Origin of the sequence: Tetzosporium hominis (assembly GCF_002265435.1) — a bacterium.
Taxonomy (GTDB): Bacteria; Bacillota; Bacilli; order Bacillales_A; family Planococcaceae; genus Chryseomicrobium; species Chryseomicrobium hominis.
This window is the reverse complement of the sequence record NZ_NOKQ01000348.1, coordinates 34750-57210: the sequence shown is the minus strand read 5'-3', so window position 1 is coordinate 57210 and position 22461 is coordinate 34750. Positions and strand designations below refer to the sequence as shown.

The 22461-nt window shown below is 43.1% G+C and carries 23 protein-coding genes, 1 riboswitch and 1 other annotated feature; of the genes, 6 read left to right on the top strand and 17 right to left on the bottom strand.

The window, feature by feature from the left end:
• Positions 1-73: 73 nt before the first annotated feature.
• Positions 74-286 (bottom strand) — a binding site (T-box leader).
• A 171-nt stretch (positions 287-457) separates the two neighbouring features.
• Together CF394_RS15015 and CF394_RS15010 are read left to right on the top strand one after the other, a co-directional pair.
• On the top strand, positions 458-1813 hold the full coding sequence (locus tag CF394_RS15015) for an aspartate kinase (protein WP_094944717.1): 1356 nt from the start codon (positions 458-460) through the stop codon (positions 1811-1813).
• 337 nt (positions 1814-2150) lie between these two features.
• Entirely contained in the window at positions 2151-2987 is an 837-nt protein-coding gene (locus CF394_RS15010) for a YihY/virulence factor BrkB family protein (RefSeq protein ID WP_243370921.1), read from the top strand.
• Between the two features lie 19 nt (positions 2988-3006).
• On the opposite strand, the gene CF394_RS15005 is transcribed toward CF394_RS15010, so the two are convergent.
• Genes CF394_RS15005 through CF394_RS14995 form a run of 3 tightly spaced genes read right to left on the bottom strand, consistent with a single transcriptional unit; the run spans position 3007 to position 4698 of the window.
• Positions 3007-3324: a YbjQ family protein gene (locus tag CF394_RS15005; RefSeq protein ID WP_094944715.1), complete on the bottom strand. Its 318-nt coding sequence runs from the start codon at positions 3322-3324 to the stop codon at positions 3007-3009.
• A gap of 53 nt (positions 3325-3377) precedes the next feature.
• Positions 3378-3662, bottom strand: a complete 285-nt coding sequence (locus CF394_RS15000; RefSeq protein WP_094944713.1) for a hypothetical protein — start codon at positions 3660-3662, stop codon at positions 3378-3380.
• Positions 3652-4698, bottom strand: a complete 1047-nt coding sequence (locus tag CF394_RS14995; protein WP_094944711.1) for an NAD(P)/FAD-dependent oxidoreductase — start codon at positions 4696-4698, stop codon at positions 3652-3654. The genes CF394_RS15000 and CF394_RS14995 overlap by 11 nt, the downstream gene beginning before the upstream one ends.
• Positions 4699-4821: 123 nt before the next feature.
• Between CF394_RS14995 and ypfJ the strand changes: the two genes are divergently transcribed.
• The gene (gene ypfJ / locus CF394_RS14990) at positions 4822-5658 is read left to right on the top strand and encodes a KPN_02809 family neutral zinc metallopeptidase (protein ID WP_094944709.1); all 837 of its coding nucleotides are present in this window, start codon (positions 4822-4824) and stop codon (positions 5656-5658) included.
• Positions 5659-5745: 87 nt separating this feature from the next.
• Positions 5746-6597, top strand: coding sequence for a diaminopimelate epimerase (dapF, locus tag CF394_RS14985; RefSeq protein ID WP_094944707.1), 852 nt, complete (start codon positions 5746-5748; stop codon positions 6595-6597).
• A 35-nt stretch (positions 6598-6632) separates the two neighbouring features.
• Here dapF and CF394_RS14980 read toward each other — a convergent pair whose 3' ends face one another.
• From CF394_RS14980 to CF394_RS14960, 5 genes are all read right to left on the bottom strand, one after another.
• The gene (locus CF394_RS14980) at positions 6633-7619 is read right to left on the bottom strand and encodes an LLM class flavin-dependent oxidoreductase (RefSeq protein ID WP_094944705.1); all 987 of its coding nucleotides are present in this window, start codon (positions 7617-7619) and stop codon (positions 6633-6635) included.
• A 62-nt stretch (positions 7620-7681) separates the two neighbouring features.
• Entirely contained in the window at positions 7682-8035 is a 354-nt protein-coding gene (locus CF394_RS14975) for a rhodanese-like domain-containing protein (RefSeq protein ID WP_094944703.1), read from the bottom strand.
• 11 nt (positions 8036-8046) lie between these two features.
• The gene (locus CF394_RS14970) at positions 8047-8310 is read right to left on the bottom strand and encodes a metal-sensitive transcriptional regulator (protein WP_094944701.1); all 264 of its coding nucleotides are present in this window, start codon (positions 8308-8310) and stop codon (positions 8047-8049) included.
• A 14-nt stretch (positions 8311-8324) separates the two neighbouring features.
• Positions 8325-8561 carry a glutaredoxin family protein gene (locus CF394_RS14965; RefSeq protein WP_094944699.1) on the bottom strand — a complete coding sequence of 79 codons (237 nt, stop codon included), beginning with the start codon at positions 8559-8561 and terminating at the stop codon, positions 8325-8327.
• Positions 8562-8581: 20 nt separating this feature from the next.
• Complete coding sequence (locus CF394_RS14960; RefSeq protein WP_094944697.1) at positions 8582-9973, bottom strand: MBL fold metallo-hydrolase; 1392 nt, start codon at positions 9971-9973, stop codon at positions 8582-8584.
• A 161-nt stretch (positions 9974-10134) separates the two neighbouring features.
• Positions 10135-10179, top strand: a riboswitch (PreQ1 riboswitch).
• A 7-nt stretch (positions 10180-10186) separates the two neighbouring features.
• Here CF394_RS14960 and CF394_RS14955 point away from each other — a divergent pair.
• Entirely contained in the window at positions 10187-10672 is a 486-nt protein-coding gene (locus CF394_RS14955) for a QueT transporter family protein (protein WP_094944695.1), read from the top strand.
• A gap of 95 nt (positions 10673-10767) precedes the next feature.
• Complete coding sequence (locus tag CF394_RS14950; RefSeq protein WP_094944694.1) at positions 10768-12222, top strand: phospholipase D family protein; 1455 nt, start codon at positions 10768-10770, stop codon at positions 12220-12222.
• Positions 12223-12260: 38 nt separating this feature from the next.
• On the opposite strand, the gene CF394_RS14945 is transcribed toward CF394_RS14950, so the two are convergent.
• From CF394_RS14945 to CF394_RS14910, 9 genes are all read right to left on the bottom strand, one after another.
• The gene (locus CF394_RS14945) at positions 12261-13313 is read right to left on the bottom strand and encodes a nitric oxide synthase oxygenase (protein WP_094944692.1); all 1053 of its coding nucleotides are present in this window, start codon (positions 13311-13313) and stop codon (positions 12261-12263) included.
• A gap of 73 nt (positions 13314-13386) precedes the next feature.
• Positions 13387-14943 carry a diguanylate cyclase domain-containing protein gene (locus tag CF394_RS14940; RefSeq protein ID WP_094944690.1) on the bottom strand — a complete coding sequence of 519 codons (1557 nt, stop codon included), beginning with the start codon at positions 14941-14943 and terminating at the stop codon, positions 13387-13389.
• An 88-nt stretch (positions 14944-15031) separates the two neighbouring features.
• A complete protein-coding gene (locus CF394_RS14935; RefSeq protein WP_094944688.1) occupies positions 15032-15772 on the bottom strand; it encodes an SDR family NAD(P)-dependent oxidoreductase in 741 nt (246 codons plus the stop codon).
• Between the two features lie 17 nt (positions 15773-15789).
• The gene (locus tag CF394_RS14930) at positions 15790-17205 is read right to left on the bottom strand and encodes a protein adenylyltransferase SelO (protein ID WP_094944686.1); all 1416 of its coding nucleotides are present in this window, start codon (positions 17203-17205) and stop codon (positions 15790-15792) included.
• 307 nt (positions 17206-17512) lie between these two features.
• Positions 17513-18475 (bottom strand): tRNA dihydrouridine synthase, encoded by a 963-nt coding sequence (locus CF394_RS14925; RefSeq protein ID WP_094944684.1) that lies wholly within the window; start codon positions 18473-18475, stop codon positions 17513-17515.
• 19 nt (positions 18476-18494) lie between these two features.
• Entirely contained in the window at positions 18495-19847 is a 1353-nt protein-coding gene (rlmD, locus tag CF394_RS14920; RefSeq protein WP_094944682.1) for a 23S rRNA (uracil(1939)-C(5))-methyltransferase RlmD, read from the bottom strand.
• 75 nt (positions 19848-19922) lie between these two features.
• Entirely contained in the window at positions 19923-20030 is a 108-nt protein-coding gene (gene cydS / locus CF394_RS16360; protein WP_439332882.1) for a cytochrome bd oxidase small subunit CydS family protein, read from the bottom strand.
• Positions 20031-20041: 11 nt separating this feature from the next.
• On the bottom strand, positions 20042-21076 hold the full coding sequence (locus CF394_RS14915) for a cytochrome d ubiquinol oxidase subunit II (protein ID WP_094944680.1): 1035 nt from the start codon (positions 21074-21076) through the stop codon (positions 20042-20044).
• Entirely contained in the window at positions 21073-22422 is a 1350-nt protein-coding gene (locus CF394_RS14910; RefSeq protein ID WP_094944678.1) for a cytochrome ubiquinol oxidase subunit I, read from the bottom strand. The genes CF394_RS14915 and CF394_RS14910 overlap by 4 nt, the downstream gene beginning before the upstream one ends.
• Between the last annotated feature and the right edge of the window lie 39 nt (positions 22423-22461).

Sequence of the window (22461 nt, the reverse complement as noted above, 5' to 3'; positions counted from 1 at the left end):
CGTCATCTCCCTAATAGAAATCTTCTTCAGTATCGTCACCAATTGAAAAAAGCTCTTCACACCTTGTCCTCTGACAAGGGGCGAAGAGCTTTGCTCACGCGGTACCACCCTCATTTACTGACTGCAGTCAGTATCTTAATGAAAAGAAGGTAACGTCTTCTACACGGACAGACATTTCCGTCTGCCTATTCAAGAGTGGAATTAAAAAAGGTGCGACTGATTTTCACCGACCATCAGCTCTCTAAAACACACGATTTTTTTAACATGTCTCTATCCAAATAGTTGAATCGATCTGAAGTTATTCTTAGTCTAACAAGCTATTTTTTATTGTCAATACTTTCAGACAACTTGTAAACGCTGTCATAAAAATTAATTTTATTGACTTCCCTCGCACCCTTTTGTACACTCATAACATTCATTTGTTTTTACACACAGAACAATCCGAGGGGGAACAGCTATGATCGTTTGTAAATTTGGTGGTACATCTATGGCGAATGCACGTCAATTTGAAAAAGTAAAAGCCATTGTGACCGCGAATCCAACACGACGCATTGTAGTGGTGTCTGCTCCTGGAAAACGGTTTTCTAACGACCAAAAAGTTACAGACCTTTTGATCGAGGCATTTTATGATTCTCAATCTCAAAACTCTGCACTCCAAGTTATAGAGCGCTTCACTTCTATCCAACAAGACCTCGATTTACCTGTGGAACTCGTCGAATTGGTCACAACCGAGCTATCGACCCGACTGGGCTCGAGTGAAGGAGACGTCAACAGTCGGTTAGATGCAGTCAAAGCATTGGGAGAAGAATTTAGTGCGCGCTTTTTTGCAGCCTACCTGTCTTCACAAGGCCTGCCGGCTCGCTTTGCGGACCCTCAAGACATTAGTCTTTTAATGACAGAACCGGGTGAGCGGGCTCAACTCCTTGAAGACTCGTATAAAGAACTTCGAAAGTTGAAAGACACAACTGAAATTCTCGTAGTCCCAGGCTTTTACGGCTATACTCAGAGCGGCAAGCTGCGTACATTTGAACGAGGTGGCTCGGATATTACAGGTTCCATACTTGCTGCAGCAGTCGATGCAGAACTGTACGAAAACTTTACAGATGTAGATTTTGTCTACGCTGCCAATCCAAATATCATTGATCGACCTGAGCAAATCGAGCTCATTACGTATAGAGAGATGCGCGAACTGTCTTATGCGGGTTTTACTGTGATTCATGACGAAGCACTGATGCCTGTGTACCGAAAACAAATTCCAGTAGAAATAAAAAATACAAACAACCCTAGTGCACCTGGTACTAAGATTGTAGCGCATCGATTACTTACTGACCGTCCCGTGACAGGTCTCACTGCAGACGAAGGCTTCTCTATTTTGTATGTGAGCAAGTATTTGATGAACAGGGAGCTCGGATTTGGTAGAAAGCTACTTCAGATTATCGAAGAAGAAGGTATCTCTTATGAACATACACCTTCGGGACTCGATGACATATCGGTCATCATCCGGAGTCACTACTTGACTCCGAAAAAAGAACAACGCATTGTGAATCGAGTCCTTCAAGAGCTTGGAGCTGAAGTGGCCTATTTTAAACACGGTCTGTCCATGATTGTACTAGTTGGTGAAGGAATGCGAAACTCTACTGGCCTTGCCGCTCGGGCTACAGCAGCGATTTCTCAGACAGGAGCCAACATTGAAATGATCAATCAAGGCTCCTCCGAAGTGAGTCTTGTATTTGGAGTTCTTGAGAAAGATAAAGAGAAAATCGTGCGGGCACTTTACGATGCGTTCTTTCAGCCTGTCAAGCTACGAGTTTGACAGAACAACTATTCTTTGGTAAGATGAGGAAGTTAAATGGTTAGACTATTGAGTTGAATCTGGCATTCTGCTCATGTTTTTGAAGATGCTTATTCTTTACTGGCGCGGCTATAGGGCCGCAATGACGAAAAAGTAGGTAGGGTTTTCGTTGCTTAAGTTAGAAGACACCAGTAGAACAATTTCCGCGGCAATCAGAAGTTTTTAATAAAATTCAATTTAATCGTTTTACCATACTAGAGGGACATGTCATTTTGACATGTCCCTCGTCCAATTTCTTGCGTATACTATAGGACACTGCTATCTTTACGATATAGTTTTTAGAAAACGGGTGATGATAATGCAACAGCTTATGAGTACAACTAAAACGGCACTTGGTCGTTTTTTTTCGGAACGTTATTATGATCAAGCCGCACAAACAGCCTACTATTTAATGCTCTCGATTTTCCCATTCTTATTATTTGTTCTATCTCTACTTAATTTTTTACCCATCAATTTAGATTCTCTATTATTGTTTATTGAACCTTACGCTCCTGGAAATACATATACCTTTATCGAGAACAATGTGTTACGAATCTTGGAAGGGAACCAAAGTGGTGTCCTTTCCATCAGTTTAATTTCTGCATTCTGGCTTGCGAGTATGGCTGTCCAGTCACTGGCTAGAAGCTTTGCTGCAGCGTATGAAAAAGAGACTACTCTCCCTTTTTGGCGGACTCTTCTTCATGACCTTGGAGTAACTGCCATCTTTATGATTATGATTCCTGTATCTTTATTTGTTCCCATCGTAGAAAAAGGACTGCTGTGGTTCGTGGCTCAAGCAGGTGAATTAGAGACATGGTCCTTGTGGATTACATTGTGGCCTATTTTAAAGTGGATCACTGGAAGTCTTTTCTTATTCTTATTCTTCTTGTTCTTTTACTCGATTTTGCCTAAAAAACGATTAGCTCTTCGCACTATTGTTCCGGGGGCATTATTTACAACACTTAGCTGGCAGTTTATTTCGTGGTTTTATGGCCAAGTGGTTGGCTATGTATCGTACACTCAAATTTATGGTCAGCTTGCTGGGATTATCATCTTGATGATTTGGCTGTATTTATCAGCAGCTGTTTTACTTATCGGCGGCCTAATTAACGCCACTTCTTATCAGACAAGAAAAGAAAACATCCGTCTCGAGTAACTCGAAACGGATGTTTTTTCTACTTCTCAAATGTAACGGCTGTTCCTGTCGCGATGCACATCATCATGCCTTCACGCAGTGTCTCAAAATCAAGATCCACTGCAATAACAGCGTCTGCACCCATTTGACTAGCTTTCACTTTCATTTCTTCAAGAGCAATTTGGCGGCCTTCGGATAATTTGTTCTCGTAAGCAGAACTCCGACCTCCTACGATATCAGTGACAGATGCAAATAGATCACGTACAACGTTGGCCCCCATAATGGCTTCCCCTGTAACAATTCCGTGATACGTTGCAATTTTTTTACCTTCTACCGTATTTGTAGTAGTTACTAACATTTCAACGCCTCCCTTTCACTTACTATTACGGTTCACAAGACAAGAAGTTTCATCTACTTTTGTTTCACTTGCTCTCTGACATAGTCTAAAAAGTGTTTAGGATTGTCTTTTACTCGGTAACTGAACATCCCTTGGAATGTGTGCAAATAAAGAAGACCTTCCCCGCTTGAAAAGGGTTTGTAAGAAATATCGTGCAACTGTTGCCATGAATAACTGCGTCTTTCACAATAGATCCCTTCAGGCGTTGCATGCAAATATTCCGTAAACTCCTCTCTCTTCTGTACAAAATAAAAATCAATTTGGCGTTCCACATGATAGTATGCAATTTTATAAGCCATCTGTTCCCTCCTCCAATCGAAAGGCTTCCAAAGGCAAGCGAACAGGTTTGTTCGAATAGTTGGCACTTAACTCTTTCCCTAAAATCGGGGCAGCTGTTAGACCAGACGAACCTAAGCCGTTCACAACGATTGTTTGCTCATTAACGTACTCGATAACTGGCAAGAAATTAGGTGTATAAGGACGCAGTCCCACTGCCATCTCTAGCTCTTTCAACTCTTGTCCAGGGAAGTACATCTTAGCAAGGTCCAGTAATTCAGCTTTCGCTTCCGCTGTTGGACTACTGTCAAATGACTCTGTGTCTTCATGAGTGGTTCCGATTGCAAATCTACCGTTTCCAAATGATACGATATAATGCGTCTTCAACCCCATGACTACGGGGTATACCTCGTCTGATTCTAAAGTGAAGTGAAGAAGCTGCGCTCGTTGATGTGAGATCGGAACTTTTTTTTGATATTCATTCCCCCAAGCACCCGCCGTATAAACCGTTATTCCTTGTCCTGATTCAGGAACTGCATTTGATGAAATCCACTTGCCGCCTAACTGCACAATTGCTTTCTTCAAAGCATCTAGGAGTTGCGCTCCGTTTACCATTCCAGCTCCTGTCAAAAAAAGTGCTGGAAATTCAGTCGTCAACTTCGGAAATAACTCACGCTGTCTTTCTGGAGTCAGGTAACTCAACTCCCCCATTTCCGGAGCGTCTTGTTGCTTCGAAAGGATCCGTTTAAATGCTTTTGGAAGGACAATCTCATCTCTAAAAAAAAGCACAGCCCCTGTCTTTTTGTAGCCTGTTTTGCTTCCTGTTAAGTTCTCTAACTCTTCTATAAAAGTGGGATAATACGCGGCTCCTGTGCGAACGAGTTCATACCACAGTTTATTTCTTCTTTGAGACACCCAAGGCGAAATGATTCCAGCTGAAACTTGAGTGGCCTGCCCTTTATCTAATCGGTCATATATGGTTACGTCATGTCCGTCTTTTACTAAATGATACGCGATAGATGCACCAGCAATCCCACCACCAACAATTTGAAATTGCATGTCATCCCTCCTCTTACCTAGTATAAAGCAATCAAATCGGAAAAAAAACTTAAGGGTCTTGTCTAAGGTCCGTGTCATGTGGGAATAGAAGAATAGAATTTGTATAAGAAATGAGGGAGCTCTATGAAATGGCAAGGAAGAGCACGAAGCAGTAATGTTGATGACCGACGAGGGATGGGCGGAAAAGGAATTGCCGGAATCGGTGGAGGTCTAGGACTAATTATCGCTATTATTTTTGCATTTATGAGTGGAGACCCAGGTGTCGTACTGGATCAGATTTCAGGCGGTCAGACAGCGGCTCCTGCACAAACTACAGCACAAGAAGATGAAGCTGCTGAATTCGTTTCAGTCGTACTCGCTGATACGGAGCGAATCTGGACAGAGATTTTTGAAGAAAATGGACTAGAATACACGGAACCCACTTTAGTATTGTACACAGGACAAGTGGACTCCGCTTGTGGAACGGCTGGTGCTTCCGTTGGCCCGTTCTACTGTCCAGGGGATTATAAGTTGTACATTGATCTGAGTTTTTATACGGAACTTTCTACAAAATATAACGCTCCTGGCGACTTTGCGATGGCCTATGTAGTCGCACACGAAGTTGGACACCATGTTCAGACACTGTTAGGTACTACCGATAAGGTCATGCCACTACGTCAACGACTATCTGAAGAAGAGTTCAATAAATATTTGGTGCGCTTTGAACTACAGGCAGATTATTTCTCAGGCGTCTGGGCTCACCACGCTGAAGGCCTTGGATACTTAGAAGAAGGCGACATCGATGAAGCCCTAGCTGCTGCTGCAGCGGTAGGTGATGATACGCTTCAGAAACGTGCGCAAGGGTATGTTGTAGAAGAAAGCTTCACCCACGGAACTTCAGAACAACGAAAATCTTGGTTCTATAAAGGTTACGAAAACGGCACCATACAAGGTGGCGACACATTCAACAGCGGTCCATAACCAGCCACTTGGCTGGTTTTTTCATTTCCTCTTCGCTCTCTTTCCACTACAATAGACTAAACAATCTAAAAGAAACGAGGGGCCCCCATGAAACTATCATTCACCAAGATGCAAGGAGCCGGTAATGACTATGTCTATATCAATGGCTTTGACTATAAATTAACTGCTGAGCAAGCCGAACAATTGGCCATTCAACTGGCAGACCGCCACTTTGGTATCGGAGGTGACGGACTTGTAATCATTGACCCAACAGATTCGGCAGATGCTCGCATGCGCATGTATAATGCAGACGGAAGTGAAGGTCGAATGTGTGGCAATGCGATCCGTTGTGTTGCCAAATATATTGTCGATGCGAAAATCGCTGAAAAAGAGACCGTGCTAATCGATACGTTAAGTGGTCCGAAAACCATCGTCATGAACTCGGTGACGCCATTAGAGAGCATTGCCACCGTAGATATGGGACCAGCAAGCTTTGCTCTTCCTGACATCCCTGTTACCAGTAAAGAAGAACAGTGGATTGCTCATCCATTTGACACTTCACAAGGGACTTTTCCAATTACAACCCTGAGTATGGGAAATCCACACGGTGTTGTTTTCATGGAAGAAATTGAATCACTTGACCTTCCAAAGTTAGGCGCTGCTTTTGAACTTCACCCTTCCTTCCCACAACGAATCAATACGGAGTTTGTGGTAGTCCATTCCCCTACTGAAATCTCCATGCGTGTTTGGGAAAGAGGATCTGGAGAAACGCTTGCTTGTGGTACAGGTGCTTGTGCAGCAGTCGCCGCCTCTGTAGTAAATGGTCACTGTGATCCCGAAACGTGGATCACTGTCCACCTCCTTGGTGGAGATTTGGACATCTATTATTCTGAAGAGACCATCTACATGCGCGGTCCAGCAACAATTGTATTCACAGGTGAAATCGAAGTAGATATATAAAAAAGTTCGGAAGCCCTCCCGGAGCTTCCGAACTTTTATTTTGTCGCATTCATTGTGATAGCCATAGATTCTAAACGTTTCTCAACATCGTAAATCGGTGTACTAATCATGATTTCCTGCACACCTGTCTGTTTCTTGAACGCTTCCAACTGCTCACGTACAGTTTCTTCAGAACCTACGATTCGGGCTCGTACAGTCCGCTCCACCATCATTTGTTCAGAAGGGCTCCAATCTAGTTGGTCCATCGCAATCGGCGGACGCATCTTGTGCTTGTGTCCTCGAACGATAGATAAGAACTGTTGAATGAGAGTAGTACTTAGTTGCTCCGCTTCTTCATTGGAAGCTGCAGCTACCACATTGACAGCCGCCATTGCATACGGTTGATCTAAATAAGTCGACGGTTTGAAATTGCGGTAGTACAGTTCAAGTGCCTGCATTAATTGATCCGGTGCAAAGTGGCTAGCAAACGCAAATGGAAGACCCATCTGAGCTGCAAGTCGTGCACTAAATGTACTTGAACCAAGTAACCAAACAGGAACGTCTGCACCTGCTCCAGGTACAGCCATTACTGCTGGCAACCGATTTTCATCGACAGGAGCTAAATAATGTAATAGCTCGGAAACAAGTTCAGGAAAATCGTCAGCTCCTTGATGATCACGACGTAAGGCGCGTGCCGTCATCATATCGGTCCCAGGTGCACGACCAAGTCCTAAATCGATTCTTCCCGGATACATGGCATCTAGTGTTCCAAACTGTTCTGCAATCACATACGGGGCATGATTAGGAAGCATGATGCCTCCTGCTCCAATACGAATCGAGTTCGTATGACCGGCCAAATAGCCGATCAATACGGAAGTCGCAGAGCTCGCAACACCTTGCATATTGTGATGTTCAGCTACCCAGTAGCGGTGGTATCCTAATTTTTCTGCTTGCTGTACTAGTCTCTTGCTATGTTGGAAGCTGTCTGCCGAAGTTTCATTTTCTCGGACAGATGCTAAATCTAAAAAAGAGAGTTTAGTCATTGATTTCACGACCTTTCCTCTCTTAGTCTAGACCTATAATGCTTAACTTCAAAATAAAATGCTTATCCGTTCCACTGGCTCATTCCGCCACGAACGTTGGTTACATTTGTAAAGCCTGCTTGCTTCAGAATTTGACATGCACGCGAACTTCTCATACCTGACTGGCAGATAACGATGGTTTCTTTTTCTTTGTCGAGCTTGGCAAGTTGATTTGGCAACGTATTAAGTGGCATATTTTTAAATTGTTTGATGTGACGCCCTTTGTATTCAGCTGGCGTTCGGACATCAATAAATTGCTTGCTGCCATCCTGTAAAACGTTTTTCAAATCTTGTGTATTGATGGATGGGACATTTTTTGATCCCATCATGCGCCATGCAATAAATCCTATGATGGCCACTATAAAAATCCATTCCATTTCGAAATCCCCTATCTGCTTTTAATCAGTAAATTGACCGCATCTTGTACAAGTTTTTCTGTATCTGCTGATCCTTGTTGAACACTTTCTCGCACACACATTTCTAGGTTGGTGCTAACCACAACACCAATTGTCTTATCCAGGGCGGATTTGACGGCTGAGAGTTGCGTAACAATGTCACTGCACTCTCGCCCCTCTTCCATCATGCGAAGAACTCCAGCCAATTGGCCTTCAGCTCGTCGCAGTCTATTTTTCACTTCATTTGGAAAGTCCATAAGTTTCGCCTTCTTTATTTTTGGAGTAGTTCCATGACACGGTTTGGATCAAACCCAAGCACCCACTGGCCATTGACATTTGTTTGAGGAACACCCATCTGTCCAGTTGTTTCAACCAATCGTTTGGCTGCGATAGGATCCTTTTGAACGTCAACGTTTGTATAGGGAATATTTTGTTGATCTAAAAAGTTTTTCATCATGTCACAGTAAGGACATGTAGTAGTTGAGTAAACTGTTACTTGATTTTGCATATTAGTTCCTTCTTTCTAAATTAGTTTTGTTCACGTAGGTAGGCACCATAACCGCCTGCCATGTGTTTTACGTCTTCAAAGCCACGAGATTTCAATACGCTAGAAGCGATTGCAGAGCGAGCACCACCTTGGCAATAGACTAGAAGTGTTTTGTCTTTCGGTACATCTGTGTCACGAATTTTTCCTAGGAAATGATGATGGGCTTCTTCTAAATGACCATCTCCCCATTCCATGTCATTTCGTACATCGAGCACATAAGTGTCTTGGTCTTTTGCTTGTTCTGTAAACTCTTTAACCGTCAATGTTTCGTAAGAGTCGTGCTCATCCCATTCTGCAACAACATCGACAGGAGCATAACCGACGATTCGATCAAAGTGAATGGATTGAAGAGATTCTACGATATCTTCTTTATCATATGGTTCACCGATAATCACCAAATCTTCATCATAGTTTGCAAGCCAGCCAACCCAATTAGTGAATGATTTATTGTAGGGAACATTGATTGAACCTGGTAAGAGCGTTTTTTCTGCGATTGTAGCAGGACGCGTATCAATGATTAAAGTTTTTTCTTGCCCTAGCGCTTTTTTAACATCTTCTGCAGAGAAATCAGGGACTCGTTTGTCTTGTGTTAAGACCGCAGGACCGATTTTGTTTACTTTTTTCATTTCCGCAAAATAAACAGGTGCTTCTGGCTGATCTTTTAATAGTTCATCAACAAAAGTTTGCTCATCATTGATTTGCATAGCCCAGTTGAATTGTTTTTCATAACCCACTGTTGAAGATGGGACTGCCCCAAGTGACTTCCCACAAGCAGAACCTGCACCGTGTGCTGGCCAAACCATTAAGTAGTCGGGTAATTCTTTGAAGCGTTGAACCGAGTGATACATATCGCGTGCTCCTGAATCTGCAGTTCCTGCAGCACCAGCTGCTTTTTCAAGTAAGTCTGGACGACCCACGTCTCCTACAAATACGAAGTCTCCTGTAAAGATTCCCATTGGTTTTGATGCGCCGCCTCCACGGTCCGTCAACACAAATGAAATGCTTTCTGGGGTATGCCCAGGTGTATGCATGACTTCAAAATCAATGTTCCCTATAGAAAACTTAGATCCATCTTTTACGAACTCTACGTTTAAGCCGTCTGTGTAGCCATACTTCCAATTCTCATCACCTTCATCAGATAGATAAAGCTTCACTCCATATTGTTCTGCTAATTGACGTGACCCTGAAACGAAGTCGGCGTGGATATGCGTTTCTGTTGCAGCTGTGATATGAAGCCCTTCTTTTTTAGCTGCTTCTACTACATCGTCTACATGGCGTGCTGGATCAATTACTAATGCTTCTCCTGTACGTTGACATCCCACTAAATACGTATACTGAGCTAACTTTTCATCGAAAAATGAACGAAATAACATGAATGAAAACCTCCATTAATCAAATTAATTTGTTGTTAATGAGAATATACCATAGGGGGTATAAAAATTCAACTACTTTGTTTCTATTTATTTTTCTCTTCTTTGACAAGTTTAAACATGCATTGACGAAGTCTTGTGATTATTGTACAATCAACACTTGTGAATTCGTGGTTCGAGAACCTCCCACGTAAAAAAACTAAGGAGATTAGAAATATGAAAATGAAAACTTTAACAGTGAATGCGATCATCGCAGCTTTATATGTAGCAGTATCGTTGGCCATTCCAGCACTTGCTTACGGAAACCTTCAGTTCCGTATTGCCGAGATGTTCAATCATTTGATCGTCTTTAATAAGCGATACTTCTTTGGAATCGTAGCCGGTGTATTTATTACCAATCTGTTCTCACCTTTGGGGATTTATGATTTGACGTTTGGTGTTGCTCATTCTGTCATCTCACTTGGTATTGTTCTACTCATCATTCCTCGTCTAAAATCAGAAACTCATAAAATGATAGCAACTGCAGTAGTCTTTACATTTACTACGTTCATCATTGCTTATGAACTCGTGCTCGTTTACGAGCTACCTTTCTATTTGACATGGCTAACAGTTGGAGCAGGTGAACTGGTCGTTATGCTAGTTGGAATTCCTGTAATTCAGGCGCTTGGTAAACGCTTAAATCTAGCGACTCTTTTAGATTGACGTGTACACATTGTGTACACGTTTTTTTATTTAATGGAATGGGTACTTGTGATAAGAAAGTACTATACATAGTGACTAGGAAAGAGGAATGACAAATGGGGAGATTTAAGAGATGGTCTAAACGAAAACGCATCGTATTTTCACTACTAGCTGTGTTTATTGTGGTATATGCCGGTATGATTTTGTGGCATACCTTTAAGCCATTGCCTGATGGTGTTTCATTTAATGGAGACTTACATCCTATAACCGATATTGAAATGGTAACAGATCTAACATATGCACTGGATGATACTGGTGAAACTCGTAAAACAGATAATGAAATCTTCAATTCTATTTACGAAATGATTGAATCTGCTGAAGAATTTGTAGTCGTAGATATGTTTTTAATGGATGGATTTTATGAGAAAGATGAAGGTTTCCCATCCATTGCAGAGGACTTATCTTCAGCGATGGCCATAAAGAAACAACAAAACCCGGATATGCCTGTGATCTTTATTACAGATCCGATTAACCGTGGATACGGTTCTTATGAAAACGAATGGTTTAAAAAAATGCGCGATGCAGGAGTAGAGATTGTCTATACAGATCTTGACCCACTTCGCGACTCTACTCCAATCTATTCGGGTGTTTACAGGACCTTTTTCCAATGGTTTGAAACTGGCGATAATGGATGGATTCCTAATGCTATGGCAAGCGAAGCTCCTAAGATGACCGTGGCATCCTATCTTACTTTATTAAACGTAAAGGCAAACCATAGAAAAGTGGTTATTACAGAAAAAGAAGGAATGGTATCATCAGCAAACCCCCATGACGCAAGTGGTCTTCATGGAAATATCGCGTTGCGTTTTACAGGTAGTGCACTGCTCAATGATTTACTAGAATCCGAAGAAGCTGTCACAAAATTTTCAGCAGGCCTAGAACTTCCGCGAGTGAATGAGGAAGCTCAAGAAGAAGAGTTTCAATATGAGGGACAAATCTTAACGGAAAAGAAAATCTTAGACGCACTTTTAACTGATATTGCGGCTACACAAGAGGGTGACCGGATTGACTTAATGATGTTCTTTATTGCCAAAAGAGACATCGTCAATGCGCTGGTCGATGCTTCAAACCGAGGGGTTCAAGTTCGCATGATTCTTGATCCAAATGAAAATTCATTCGGACGACAAAAATCTGGTCTTCCGAACAGACCGGTTGCACAAGAACTTGTAGAAGATACAGATGGAAAGCTTGAGATTCGTTGGTACAATACAGTTGTTGGCCAATACCATTCGAAGGCTATTCACATTCAAACAGATCGTTCCATTATTTCAAGTGGTTCTGCAAATTATACAGAACGAACCCTCGATGATTACAATCTCGAAACAAATATTCGAGTCATTGCTCCGACTGAAAGTGAACTATCAAGTGAGTTCACAAGTTATTTTGAGCGTTTGTGGAGCAATGAAGATGCTGAATATACGGTGCAACTGGATGACTATCAAAATGAGTTCACCTGGTGGCAGCGCTGGATCTATACTCTTCAAAAACTAATCAAAGTCACGACTTATTAATGAAAAACGTATCCCTGGGACTATTCAGGGATACGTTTTTAGTACGGATTTTTTTGATAGAAGAAATTCGGAGATTTCGTCTGATTGTTATAGGGCTTATGAAAAACATGCGTTGCTGCTGGAGACAAAGGAGGAATCAACCAACTCCACATTCCGGTCACGTCTCGCCCCTGCTTCTGTTCTTGCTGCTCAAATTGTTTAAACTGCACAGCTGCCGTATGGTGATCGACGATGCTGACTCCCGCAGTTTTAAATGAGTGCAATACTGCAAGATTGAGCTCTACTAGCGCTCGATCTTTCCACAGGCTTGATGCCGATTGTTGATTGAGTTCAAATAAATCAGCCACTTTAGGCAGCTGATTATACCGATGTTCATCTGCTAAATTGCGAGCTCCGATTTCAGTTCCCATATACCACCCGTTGAACGGGGCCGCAGGAAACTCAATACCGCCAATCTCTAATTTCATCGACGAAATGATAGGTACCGCATACCATTTCAGCTCAAGCTCATTAAACCGGACATGCTCTGGATGACTTATTGGTACTTCCAATACAACTTCTTTCGGAATCTCTACCCAAAACGGAAGGTCTTCTCCGATTTGTACTACTAGGGGCAACAAATCATAAGACGTTTCTGCACCTCTCCACCCTAACTCTTCACAAATTTTAGTGAAGGCAAGTGAATCGGAATCTCCGATGATAATTCCATCTCGTTTATATCCTGCATAGCGTAGCAATTGATGATTCCAGATTCGAACACTCGGATGGAAAATCGAAATTGTAGGTTTGATTTTGCCACCATTAGTTGCGTATTGAATGTGATGAATAAGAGCGTCCATTATTTCTTTAGGCTCACTTAATTCACGATAATCATGAACATGCATGGTCTGCCAGAAAAGACGGCCTATACATTTGTTGCTGTTGCGCCAAGCCACTTTGGAACCATAGTCGAGCTCCTCTTTAGTCAGCGTATAGGTTCCTTTGTTATCAATTTGTTGCTCTATCTGCATCCAGCGTTCTGTAAAGAAAGCTGGGTCTTTGTTTTGTTCACGACAATATAAAGTTAAAAAATCATAGGCTTTTTGTTTCATAGGATTCCCTCCGTACTGTTAATAGTACTGAAGGTCAGGTTTGAAAAGCAAAGGATGACTCTAGGTGAGGCCATTAGTTTTGTCGGAATTGTTGCAGGAGTATTTGATTACGTCCATTTTGCTTCACTTGATACAACAATTGATCCATTTCTTTATAGAGTTCCATGAAATGTTCATTTACATCTTCCGAAGTTACAAGAGCACCTCCACTTACTGTCACGACTTGGACTTCGTTATGATCCGAATAAGGGAGCTGGAGCTCTCGAATTTCTTTTTGAATCTTTTGGATGGTGTTAGTTGCTTGTGTTGCTTTCAGTAAAGGAACAATAACGATAAATTCTTCTCCTCCCAATCGAGCGACACATGCATCTTGTGATTCTGCTGTCACTGCTCGGTTTAGAGCTTGCGCCACTTGGTGCAGGGCATGATCACCTGCAAGGTGCCCGTGGCTGTCGTTGAAAACTTTAAAGTGGTCAATGTCGAGTAATGCAAGCAAATAGGTAGTGGCTTGTGAAGTGGCAAGGTAATGCCGCAATCCTTTGCGGTTGCAGACTTTCGTCAATTCATCCATGAAAACTTCTTCATTCAATTGATTGATTTCATAAGACAACTGTTCATTTAAAGTAGCCATCTTGTTTAAGTCCTGACTATGATTCAATTCCACTCGAAGCAATTCGAGTTTGTTGCGCATCGTAGAAGATTCCATCGTTTGCTCGGTTTGATGAAATTGTTTGAAATAAGAAAGTGCCGTCTGGTAATCTCGTCTTTCTTCAAAATAAAGCGACAGCTTTTGATAAATTTTCTTTAATAAGTGATGGGCTTCTATAGATACAGCTGTCTTCTCAGCCTCCTCCAAGAGTTCTAAATAACTCTGGTCATAGTCACTCAATAGTTCGGCCAAATTCATCAAAATCTCTGTAAGATAGAGTTTGTTCCCATCCGGCTGTATCTGCTGAAATGCAACACGAAAATGTTCCTCTGCTTGCTCCATTTGCCCCTTTTTCATGAATACAAGTCCGAGCTTATTCTCTACATCCGCTAGTGCTGAACGGTCATGAAGTGTCTGTAAAAAAGCTCTGCTTTCAAGTAAAAAGGTTTCTGCTTTCTCGAGTTCATTGTGATAGTACGACAACTGTCCTAAATTTTCTAAAATAATCGCTTGAAAATAGAGTTCTTCTGATTGTTTAGCATAATCTAAAGCTTGTTGGTAGTGAAGTTCAGATAACCCAAACTCCTCAGTCTCTCTGTATACTTCTCCGATATTGTTTTCAATGCGGCATAACGTAGGTAGGTTATTTTGCTGTTGTGCAAGATCCTTCGCTTTGAAAAAATAGCGTATAGCTTTTTCATAAAATCCATTGTAAAAATAAACGACTCCAATGAGATTGGTTACTTTAGCCAACCCATCATCATCTCCGAGTTGTTCATACCGATATTCGGATTCATAAGCATGGTGGAGACATTGGTCCATCTTTGTCAAATAGCGATAGCTGAGGGCAATCCAATAATGAAGCTCTGCTTGTTCAGCTTTTGTCTTTTCTCCTGAGGACAGCAGTGCTGTGGCTTGGTCTACTACGGCCTGTGGTTCTTGGATCAATTGTGATTTCCAAAGTAGTTCATAGGTTGTCATTGCACTGCCCCCTTTTATTTGATTGTATGGAATCTATTGCAAAAGGTAAATCTTTTTCCAAAAAAAATAAACTGTGGAAATCCACAGTTTATTTTAAAGAGTACCCACCATCTATGACCAAGTCGGTACCATTTATATAGCTGGCGTCTTTGGAAGCTAAAAATAACACGGCCGGCGCGATTTCCTCTGGTTTTGCATAATGACCTCTAGGGTGGTGTGATGAATTTTCATCAAAGGCACGTTGGCTACCGTAAGCTTTGATTGCGAGATCCGTCTCTGTCGGTCCTGGAGAAATGCTATTAATGCGAATTCCTTCTCCAGCGTGGCGTAGTGCCGCACTTTTCGTCATCGCAATGACGGCAGCTTTTGTTCCACTATAAGCTGGCAACATAGGATTGATTTTTGCGCCTCCTAAAATAGCGGCATTGTTGATAATCACTCCAGATTTTTGTTTGGACATCACTTGTAGCGCTTGCTGCATGTAAAGGAAGATGGCTGTTTGGTTCACGGCAATTAACTCATGCCACTTGTCGAGTTTGACTCTAGAAAGAGGTCCGGTCGCTACGGACAAGACGCCTGCATTATTGAAGAGAACATCGATTTTCCCTTCCTCCTCCATCACATGCTTGAAGAAACTCTCGATTTCTTCCGGATTTTGATTTTCAACTGGAACGAAGTGGGCGTTATTCGATGTAACATGAGCGGCTTTCTCTTCGCTGCGACCAGTAAAGTAGACTGTTGCCCCTTCTCTAGTGAATTGCTTTACGACTTCTGCTCCAATTCCAGAAGTTCCTCCATTGACAACAACCACGTGATCAGAAAATCTCATACTCATCTCTCCTTTTCTTATGTGCCACAATAGGTTACGAACGGGCCTCCATCATGCGGTGGAAGCTGTTCAAGTTGTACTTGCTGTTCTGTATAAGTGTAGGGATTTTCGAGAATTTGCAATAAGGAGATCACCTTCTCCATAGACCCCTTTTGTTCTGCCTCATCGAGTGCTTGTTGTACTAAATGATTTCGTGGAATGAGTGCCGGGTTCACTTGCTTCATTCGAGCAGTTCTTTGCTCAACTGTCTGGAAAGATGTATGGTGGTTCCATTTCGTAAGCCATGCTCTTACATCTTCTTGTTGGAAGAAACTATTTTGTGTTTCTCCTAGTGTTAGTGCCCTGAACGTCAGTGTGAAGTCCGCTTGATGCTTTTCCATGAGTTGGAGAAACTCGTTAGCAAGACGAATGGAATCTTGGTCTTTCGCGTCTCCACCTATTTTAGCCACAAGTCCCTTGTTATAGGCTTGATGGAATAGGACCGGGTACTGGTCTAATTGCTTTTGTGCAATTTCAATGGCTTCTTGCTGTGTGTCTGCTAAAAGAGGCACCAGACTTTCTGCGAATCGAGCCAAGTTCCAACCGGCAATGCCGGGTTGATTCCCATAAGCATAACGACCTTGTTGATCAATCGAACTGAATACAATGGCCGGATCATACGTATCTAAAAAGGCACAAGGCCCGTAATCAATCGTCTCTCCGCTAATCGCCATGTTGTCTGTATTCATTACGCCGTGTACAAATCCAACAAGTTGCCACTGAGCTAGAAGTTCCGCTTGTTTACTAATTACATGCTGTAACAAGCTCTCATATGGTGCTGAACCAGTCGGTATCTGAAGATGAGTCAGAGTGTAGTCAGCAAGCGCTTGAAGGTCCTCTTTCGTTCCAAACTGTGAGGCATACTGAAACGTGCCCACTCGAAGATGGCTTGTCGCCACTCGAGTAAGGACGGCACCAGGTTTTACTGTTTCTCGCTGGATGCCTTCGCCGCTATAGACTACCGCTAGACTACGCGACGTCGGAATGCGAAGATGATGCATGGCTTCACTAATGACGTATTCTCGTAACATAGGGCCGAGAGCGGCACGACCGTCTCCTCCTCGAGAGAAGGGGGTACGCCCACTCCCTTTGAGTTGAATGTCTAAGTTTTTTCCTTCTAAAGTAGTCTTCTCCCCTAAAAGAATCGCGCGGCCATCCCCAAGCATTGTGAAGTTTCCGAATTGATGCCCTGCGTAGGCTTGAGCGATCGGGTTGAGTGAGCCAGTCTCGTTACCAGCGAGCAAATCTGTATAGCTCCTAGGCTCTTCATTGAATTGTAGCTCTTTAGCCAAGGTGTCATTCCAGATCACGAGCTGCGGGTCTGCCACAGGTGTGGGTAAGACATGTTTATAAAAAGTTCCAGGTAATGCGGTGTAAGATTGAGTAAGTTCCATAATAGTGGTCCTTCCTTTTTGCAACATTGTACAAACAGTATACAATTTGTGTTGTAGAAATACGAATTTTGTGATTTTAATATTTAGATGTGGAGGGCGTTTGCTCTGAAACACGGAGGAAATCTCTTCAGTCGAAAAGAGGGTCTAATTTGAGTAATAAAACCTCAAATTTGCTTAAAGCACTTTCTAATTCGTCTAATAGAATCCCAAATTTGTCGATGAACGCTCGCTCACCCACTCTACTATGCTTCTTAAAACACAAAAAAACTCTTCTCGCCCCTATAATAGATGCGAAAAGAGTCTCCCTTTAATTATTCTTATCAAACTCCGCAAGTACACGAGGCACTTCTTCCGTCGACTTCGTGTTCATGAGCTGGTTGCGAAGCTCTCCGGCCCCGCGGAAGCCCTTCACATAAATCTTGAAGAACCGGTGAAGGCCAGAAATCGAGCGCGGCACTTGGTCTGCGTATTGATCTTGAAGATCGAGTTGATAATGCAATAACTCTAAATACTCTTCGCTCGTGTGCTCTCGTGGTTCTTTTTCAAACGCGAATGGATTTTTAAAGATACCTCGCCCAATCATGACACCGTCGATACCATATTTCTCAGCGAGTTCCAGTCCTTTTGCTCGGTCTGGAATGTCTCCGTTAATAGTCAGCGTAGTTTGTGGCGCTAGTTCATCACGCAAGGCTTTGATTTCAGGAATCAGTTCCCAATGCGCGTCCACTTGACTCATCTCTTTGCGAGTTCGTAGATGAATCGATAGATTGGCGATGTCTTGCTTTAAAATATGGGCAAGCCATTCTTTCCACTCCTCAATCTCCGTATAGCCTAGACGTGTCTTAACGCTCACAGGAAGACCTCCCGCTTTCGCTGCTTCAATAAGCTCCGCTGCAGTCTCTGGTCGAAGAATCAAACCGCTCCCTTTACCTCGAGTGGCGACGTTCGGAACGGGACACCCCATGTTGATGTCGATGCCTTTGAAGCCCATCTCCGCCATTCCTATACTCATCTGACGGAAGTAGTCTGGGTTATCTCCCCAAATGTGAGCGACCATTGGCTGTTCATCTTCTGTGAACGTCAATCGGCCACGGACACTTTGGATGCCGTCTGGGTGACAATAGCTGTCTGAGTTTGTGAATTCCGTGAAAAAGACGTCAGGGCGTCCTGCTTTTGCTACCACATGGCGAAACACCACATCCGTCACATCTTCCATTGGCGCGAGTACAAAAAATGGACGCGGCAAGTCCTGCCAAAAATTTACTTTCATTGTGTTTCAAATCCTCCTACTAAATCGTTAAATACGTGACACATTCCACATGTGTCGTGTGAGGGAACATGTCCACAGGTTGCACTTCATGGACTGTATAGCCTCCGTCTTCAAGTAAGCGTAAATCTCGTGCAAGTGTAGCTGGGTTACAAGATACATAGACGATGCGACGTGGTTTATGCATAATGAGTGTATCAATTAGTTTGCCGTCGAGTCCTTTACGAGGAGGATCCACGACGACGACATCAGGAAGTTGACCCGCTTCGTACCAGGCATCAATGACCTCTTCTGCTGCTCCGATTTCAAAAGTCGCATTGTCAAAGCCGTTTAGAACTGCATTGCGACGTGCATCTTCGACAGCGGGTGGGACAATTTCAACACCGAGTACCGATTTGGCTCTCTGTGCGAGGAACAGAGAAATAGTACCGATTCCACAGTACGCATCCATGACGGTCTCTTCTCCCGTCAACTCCGCATAATCAAGCGCTTGTTGATACAACACTTGTGTCTGCACAGGATTGATCTGGTAGAACGAGCGAGCAGAAATTTCAAACTGGATGGAACCAATAGAATCCACAATATGCGATTTACCCCAATGCACAAAGTTCTGTTCTCCAAAAATGACATTGGTACGCGCTGGATTGATGTTTTGAACAATCGATACCGTAGACGGCTCGATTTCGCGAATCAGTTGAATCAACTTTTCTGGTTGGGAGATTTTACGTGATTTCGTCACAAGAACGACCATCGTCTCTCCACTGACGTAACCCGTGCGGACTACTAAATGACGCAGTTGTCCTTGACCGGTCTTCTCATCGTAAGGCTGCAAGCCAAACTCTAAGGCACGTTCTTTTAGTGCCACCATCAGACGGTCTGCTGCTTCACTTTGAATCAGACACGTTGGTGTATCTGCAATTTCGTGTGAACCGCTCTTATAAAATCCCGCTACGACGCGTCCGTCTTCCATTCCAAAAGGAACCTGAGATTTGTTGCGGTAGCGCCACGGGTTTTCCATCCCTTTCACAGGGAGTACGGTTGTGTGAAGCTTACCGATGCGTTCCATTGCACTGCGAACTTGCTTCTCTTTAACCATCAGTTGCCCTTCGTAGCTCAAGTGTTGCAACTGGCATCCTCCACATGTTTCAAAGACTGGACAAGGCGCTGCTACACGAAACGGAGAAGGTTTCAAGACTTCGATCAGTTTCGCAAACCCATATTTTTTTAAAGCCTTGACCACATGCACTTCTACTTCTTCATCCGGTAAGGCTCCTTTAATAAAAAGTGGATAGCCGTCTACTTTTGCTACACCCTGGCCGTCATGTGTTAGATCTTCTACAAACACCGTAAGGCGATCGTTTTTAGTTACAGTCATTCGATTAACTCCGTTCTTTACTCAATATCGTCCCATTATAACACGAAAAAACTCCTGCCGCGGCAGGAGCAGTTTCTACTCTTCTTTTCGAATGATTCCGTCTTTTGGAGCCCACCAGAAGACGGCAGCAATGGAACCGAACAACACAATGAACGGGGCATAGAAAATCAAAAAGTTCGTCATGAGAATTCCTCCTAAGCGTGATTGTCTTCTTTTTTCCCGACTACGTAATCCTTGTTGAACAAGAACAGACGAAGTAGTAAGTATAGGGAAGGTAACAGCAACCCAAGACCTGCGATGAATGCAATGATTAACGCAATAGCCATCGCCTCATTTGTGAAGCTATCGTAAATGGTTAAATACGGATACAGCAGATACGGACGGTGCGACCAGCCATATGCAAAGAATGCGACGAAGAATTGACCGACTAGTAACAAGAACGCAAAGCCGTAGTTCCGCTTCTTCCATAGTAAATATACAGTTCCGATGAACAGGAGTCCGGAAATCAAGAATGCCCACCATACATCTAAAATGTTCGCATAATGCTCTGGATTGTGTGCCCGTAACTCCACGATGATTCCCGCAGCAGTGATCATCGTAGGTAACGACCAAATCAAAGCATATTTGCGTAGAAGTTTTGTAGCTTCTAAATCTTTTGCTTTATGCGCATACCAAGTTAAAAAAACGGCGGAGATGTAAAGGGTTGCCGCAATTGCAAGCACCACGATACTCCATGTCAGTGGACTTAAAAACAATTCTTGATAATCGAGGACCGGTTGGCCGTCGATCATATCGATAAAGCCACCTTCAGAAATCGTAAGCACTACTGAAAGTGATGCTGGAATTAACAATCCTGCGACACCGTACATGAATGAATACCCTTTATGACCTCGAGATCCGTAAGTTTCAAATGCATAGTACGAGCCTCGAATGGCCAGCAAGATGATGGCAATACTCGCCGGGACGAGCAGCGTCGTCCCGTAGTAAAATGCCGTCTTCGGAAAGAACCCGATGATTCCTACGAAGAAAAACACGAGGAACACATTGGTAACTTCCCAAACAGGTGACAAATAGCGCTGGATGATTTTCGTTAAAATATGTTGGCGATTTGTTAGTAAACTATAGGCGTTAAAGAACCCAGATCCGAAATCGATTGAAGCGACAATGACATACCCGAATAAGAAGAACCACAATACCGTGATTCCGATGATTTCAAGAGTTAACGTCATTTCGATTCACCTGCCAATCGCTCTGCTTCCATCTTATCTAACTCTTTTTCTACTGGGTTATTTCGGAACATGCGTCGCAATACGACGACACTACCGATACCCAAGATCAAATACAATAGCGCGAAGGCAATAACCATAATATCGACGCTACCACTTGAAGTAGCTGCTTCATCTACAGTCATAATACCGCGCAGGATCCAAGGCTGACGCCCTACTTCTGTCATCCACCAACCCGCTTGAATCGCTATCAAGCTGAGTGGTCCTCCGGCTACGATGAGCCACAGGATAAAGCGAGAATTCGCAAACTTCCACTTGCGCCATTTTGCTACAACATAGAAGGCTGAAAGCATGACCATGAACATTCCAATCGTGACCATGACGTCAAAGAAATAGTGAATATAGAGCGGCGGTCGTTCGTCTTCAGGAAACTGGTCAAGACCAATGACTTCCGCAGTTGGATCGTTGTGCGCCAAGATACTGAGTGCGTAAGGAATTTCAATGGCATATTTTACTTCCCCATCATCTAACACCCCATACAGAATCAGCGGTGCACTATCAGATGTTTCAAAGTGCCACTCTGCAGCAGCTAGTTTTTCTGGCTGATATTCTGCCAAGTATTTTCCTGAAAAGTCTCCAATGATTGCTGTCGCAATAGAGAAGACGAGTCCTACTTTAACCATCAAGTAAACTGCTTTTTTGTGATAGATATGATTCGAGCCTTTTAACAAACGGAAAGCTCCGATGGCGGCTAAAACAAACGCTGATGTCATAAGTGCCGTTGACACAACGTGTGCCACTTTCGTTGGCATCGCAGGGTTCAACATCGCAAGTAGTGGATTGATGTTCACTAGTTCTCCGTTTACCATATCGAATCCTTGCGGAGCATTCATGAACGCATTCACAATCGTGATAAAGACTGCGGACATACCGGCTCCCACTGCTACAGGAACAAGTAGTAGTAAGTGCTTCTTCTGATTTTCAAAGCGATCCCAAGTATATAGGTAAATCCCCAAGAAGATGGCTTCAAAGAAAAACGCAAAAGTTTCCATAAACAGTGGCAAGGCGATCACTTGTCCGGCTAGTTCCATAAAGTTCGGCCACAAAAGAGACAGTTGCAATCCGATAGCGGTACCGGTCACAACCCCAACGGCTACTGTAATAACGAAACCTCGCGCCCAACGACGTGCCATCAAGATGTAGTGCTCGTCGTTTTTCTTGATACCAACGTACTGTGCCAGCATAATCATTAAAGGCACTCCAACGCCGATGGTTGCGTAAATAATGTGGAACGAGAGTGTCATTTCCGTGAGCAGCCGACTAAAAAATACAGCTTCTTCATTTCCCATTTCGTTCACCTCAAGTAGTGTTTAGACTAACGTACAGTT

Coding starts and splice junctions, on each gene's coding strand:
- CF394_RS14970 (WP_094944701.1), bottom strand. CDS start 8,310: ATGGACTTTCCAAATGAAGTGAAAAATAGACTGCGACGAGCTGAAGGC.
- CF394_RS14995 (WP_094944711.1), bottom strand. CDS start 4,698: ATGCAATTTCAAATTGTTGGTGGTGGGATTGCTGGTGCATCTATCGCG.
- rlmD (WP_094944682.1), bottom strand. CDS start 19,847: ATGACTGTAACTAAAAACGATCGCCTTACGGTGTTTGTAGAAGATCTA.
- CF394_RS14945 (WP_094944692.1), bottom strand. CDS start 13,313: ATGAAACAAAAAGCCTATGATTTTTTAACTTTATATTGTCGTGAACAA.
- CF394_RS14910 (WP_094944678.1), bottom strand. CDS start 22,422: ATGGGAAATGAAGAAGCTGTATTTTTTAGTCGGCTGCTCACGGAAATG.
- cydS (WP_439332882.1), bottom strand. CDS start 20,030: ATGACGAACTTTTTGATTTTCTATGCCCCGTTCATTGTGTTGTTCGGT.
- ypfJ (WP_094944709.1), top strand. CDS start 4,822: ATGAAATGGCAAGGAAGAGCACGAAGCAGTAATGTTGATGACCGACGA.
- CF394_RS15010 (WP_243370921.1), top strand. CDS start 2,151: ATGCAACAGCTTATGAGTACAACTAAAACGGCACTTGGTCGTTTTTTT.
- CF394_RS15015 (WP_094944717.1), top strand. CDS start 458: ATGATCGTTTGTAAATTTGGTGGTACATCTATGGCGAATGCACGTCAA.
- CF394_RS14925 (WP_094944684.1), bottom strand. CDS start 18,475: ATGAAAGTAAATTTTTGGCAGGACTTGCCGCGTCCATTTTTTGTACTC.
- CF394_RS14975 (WP_094944703.1), bottom strand. CDS start 8,035: ATGGAATGGATTTTTATAGTGGCCATCATAGGATTTATTGCATGGCGC.
- CF394_RS14960 (WP_094944697.1), bottom strand. CDS start 9,973: ATGTTATTTCGTTCATTTTTCGATGAAAAGTTAGCTCAGTATACGTAT.
- CF394_RS14980 (WP_094944705.1), bottom strand. CDS start 7,619: ATGACTAAACTCTCTTTTTTAGATTTAGCATCTGTCCGAGAAAATGAA.
- CF394_RS15005 (WP_094944715.1), bottom strand. CDS start 3,324: ATGTTAGTAACTACTACAAATACGGTAGAAGGTAAAAAAATTGCAACG.
- CF394_RS14965 (WP_094944699.1), bottom strand. CDS start 8,561: ATGCAAAATCAAGTAACAGTTTACTCAACTACTACATGTCCTTACTGT.
- CF394_RS14930 (WP_094944686.1), bottom strand. CDS start 17,205: ATGGAACTTACTCAATCTTACACCGCATTACCTGGAACTTTTTATAAA.
- CF394_RS14940 (WP_094944690.1), bottom strand. CDS start 14,943: ATGACAACCTATGAACTACTTTGGAAATCACAATTGATCCAAGAACCA.
- CF394_RS14955 (WP_094944695.1), top strand. CDS start 10,187: ATGAAAATGAAAACTTTAACAGTGAATGCGATCATCGCAGCTTTATAT.
- CF394_RS14915 (WP_094944680.1), bottom strand. CDS start 21,076: ATGACGTTAACTCTTGAAATCATCGGAATCACGGTATTGTGGTTCTTC.
- CF394_RS14950 (WP_094944694.1), top strand. CDS start 10,768: ATGGGGAGATTTAAGAGATGGTCTAAACGAAAACGCATCGTATTTTCA.
- CF394_RS15000 (WP_094944713.1), bottom strand. CDS start 3,662: ATGGCTTATAAAATTGCATACTATCATGTGGAACGCCAAATTGATTTT.
- CF394_RS14935 (WP_094944688.1), bottom strand. CDS start 15,772: ATGAGATTTTCTGATCACGTGGTTGTTGTCAATGGAGGAACTTCTGGA.
- dapF (WP_094944707.1), top strand. CDS start 5,746: ATGAAACTATCATTCACCAAGATGCAAGGAGCCGGTAATGACTATGTC.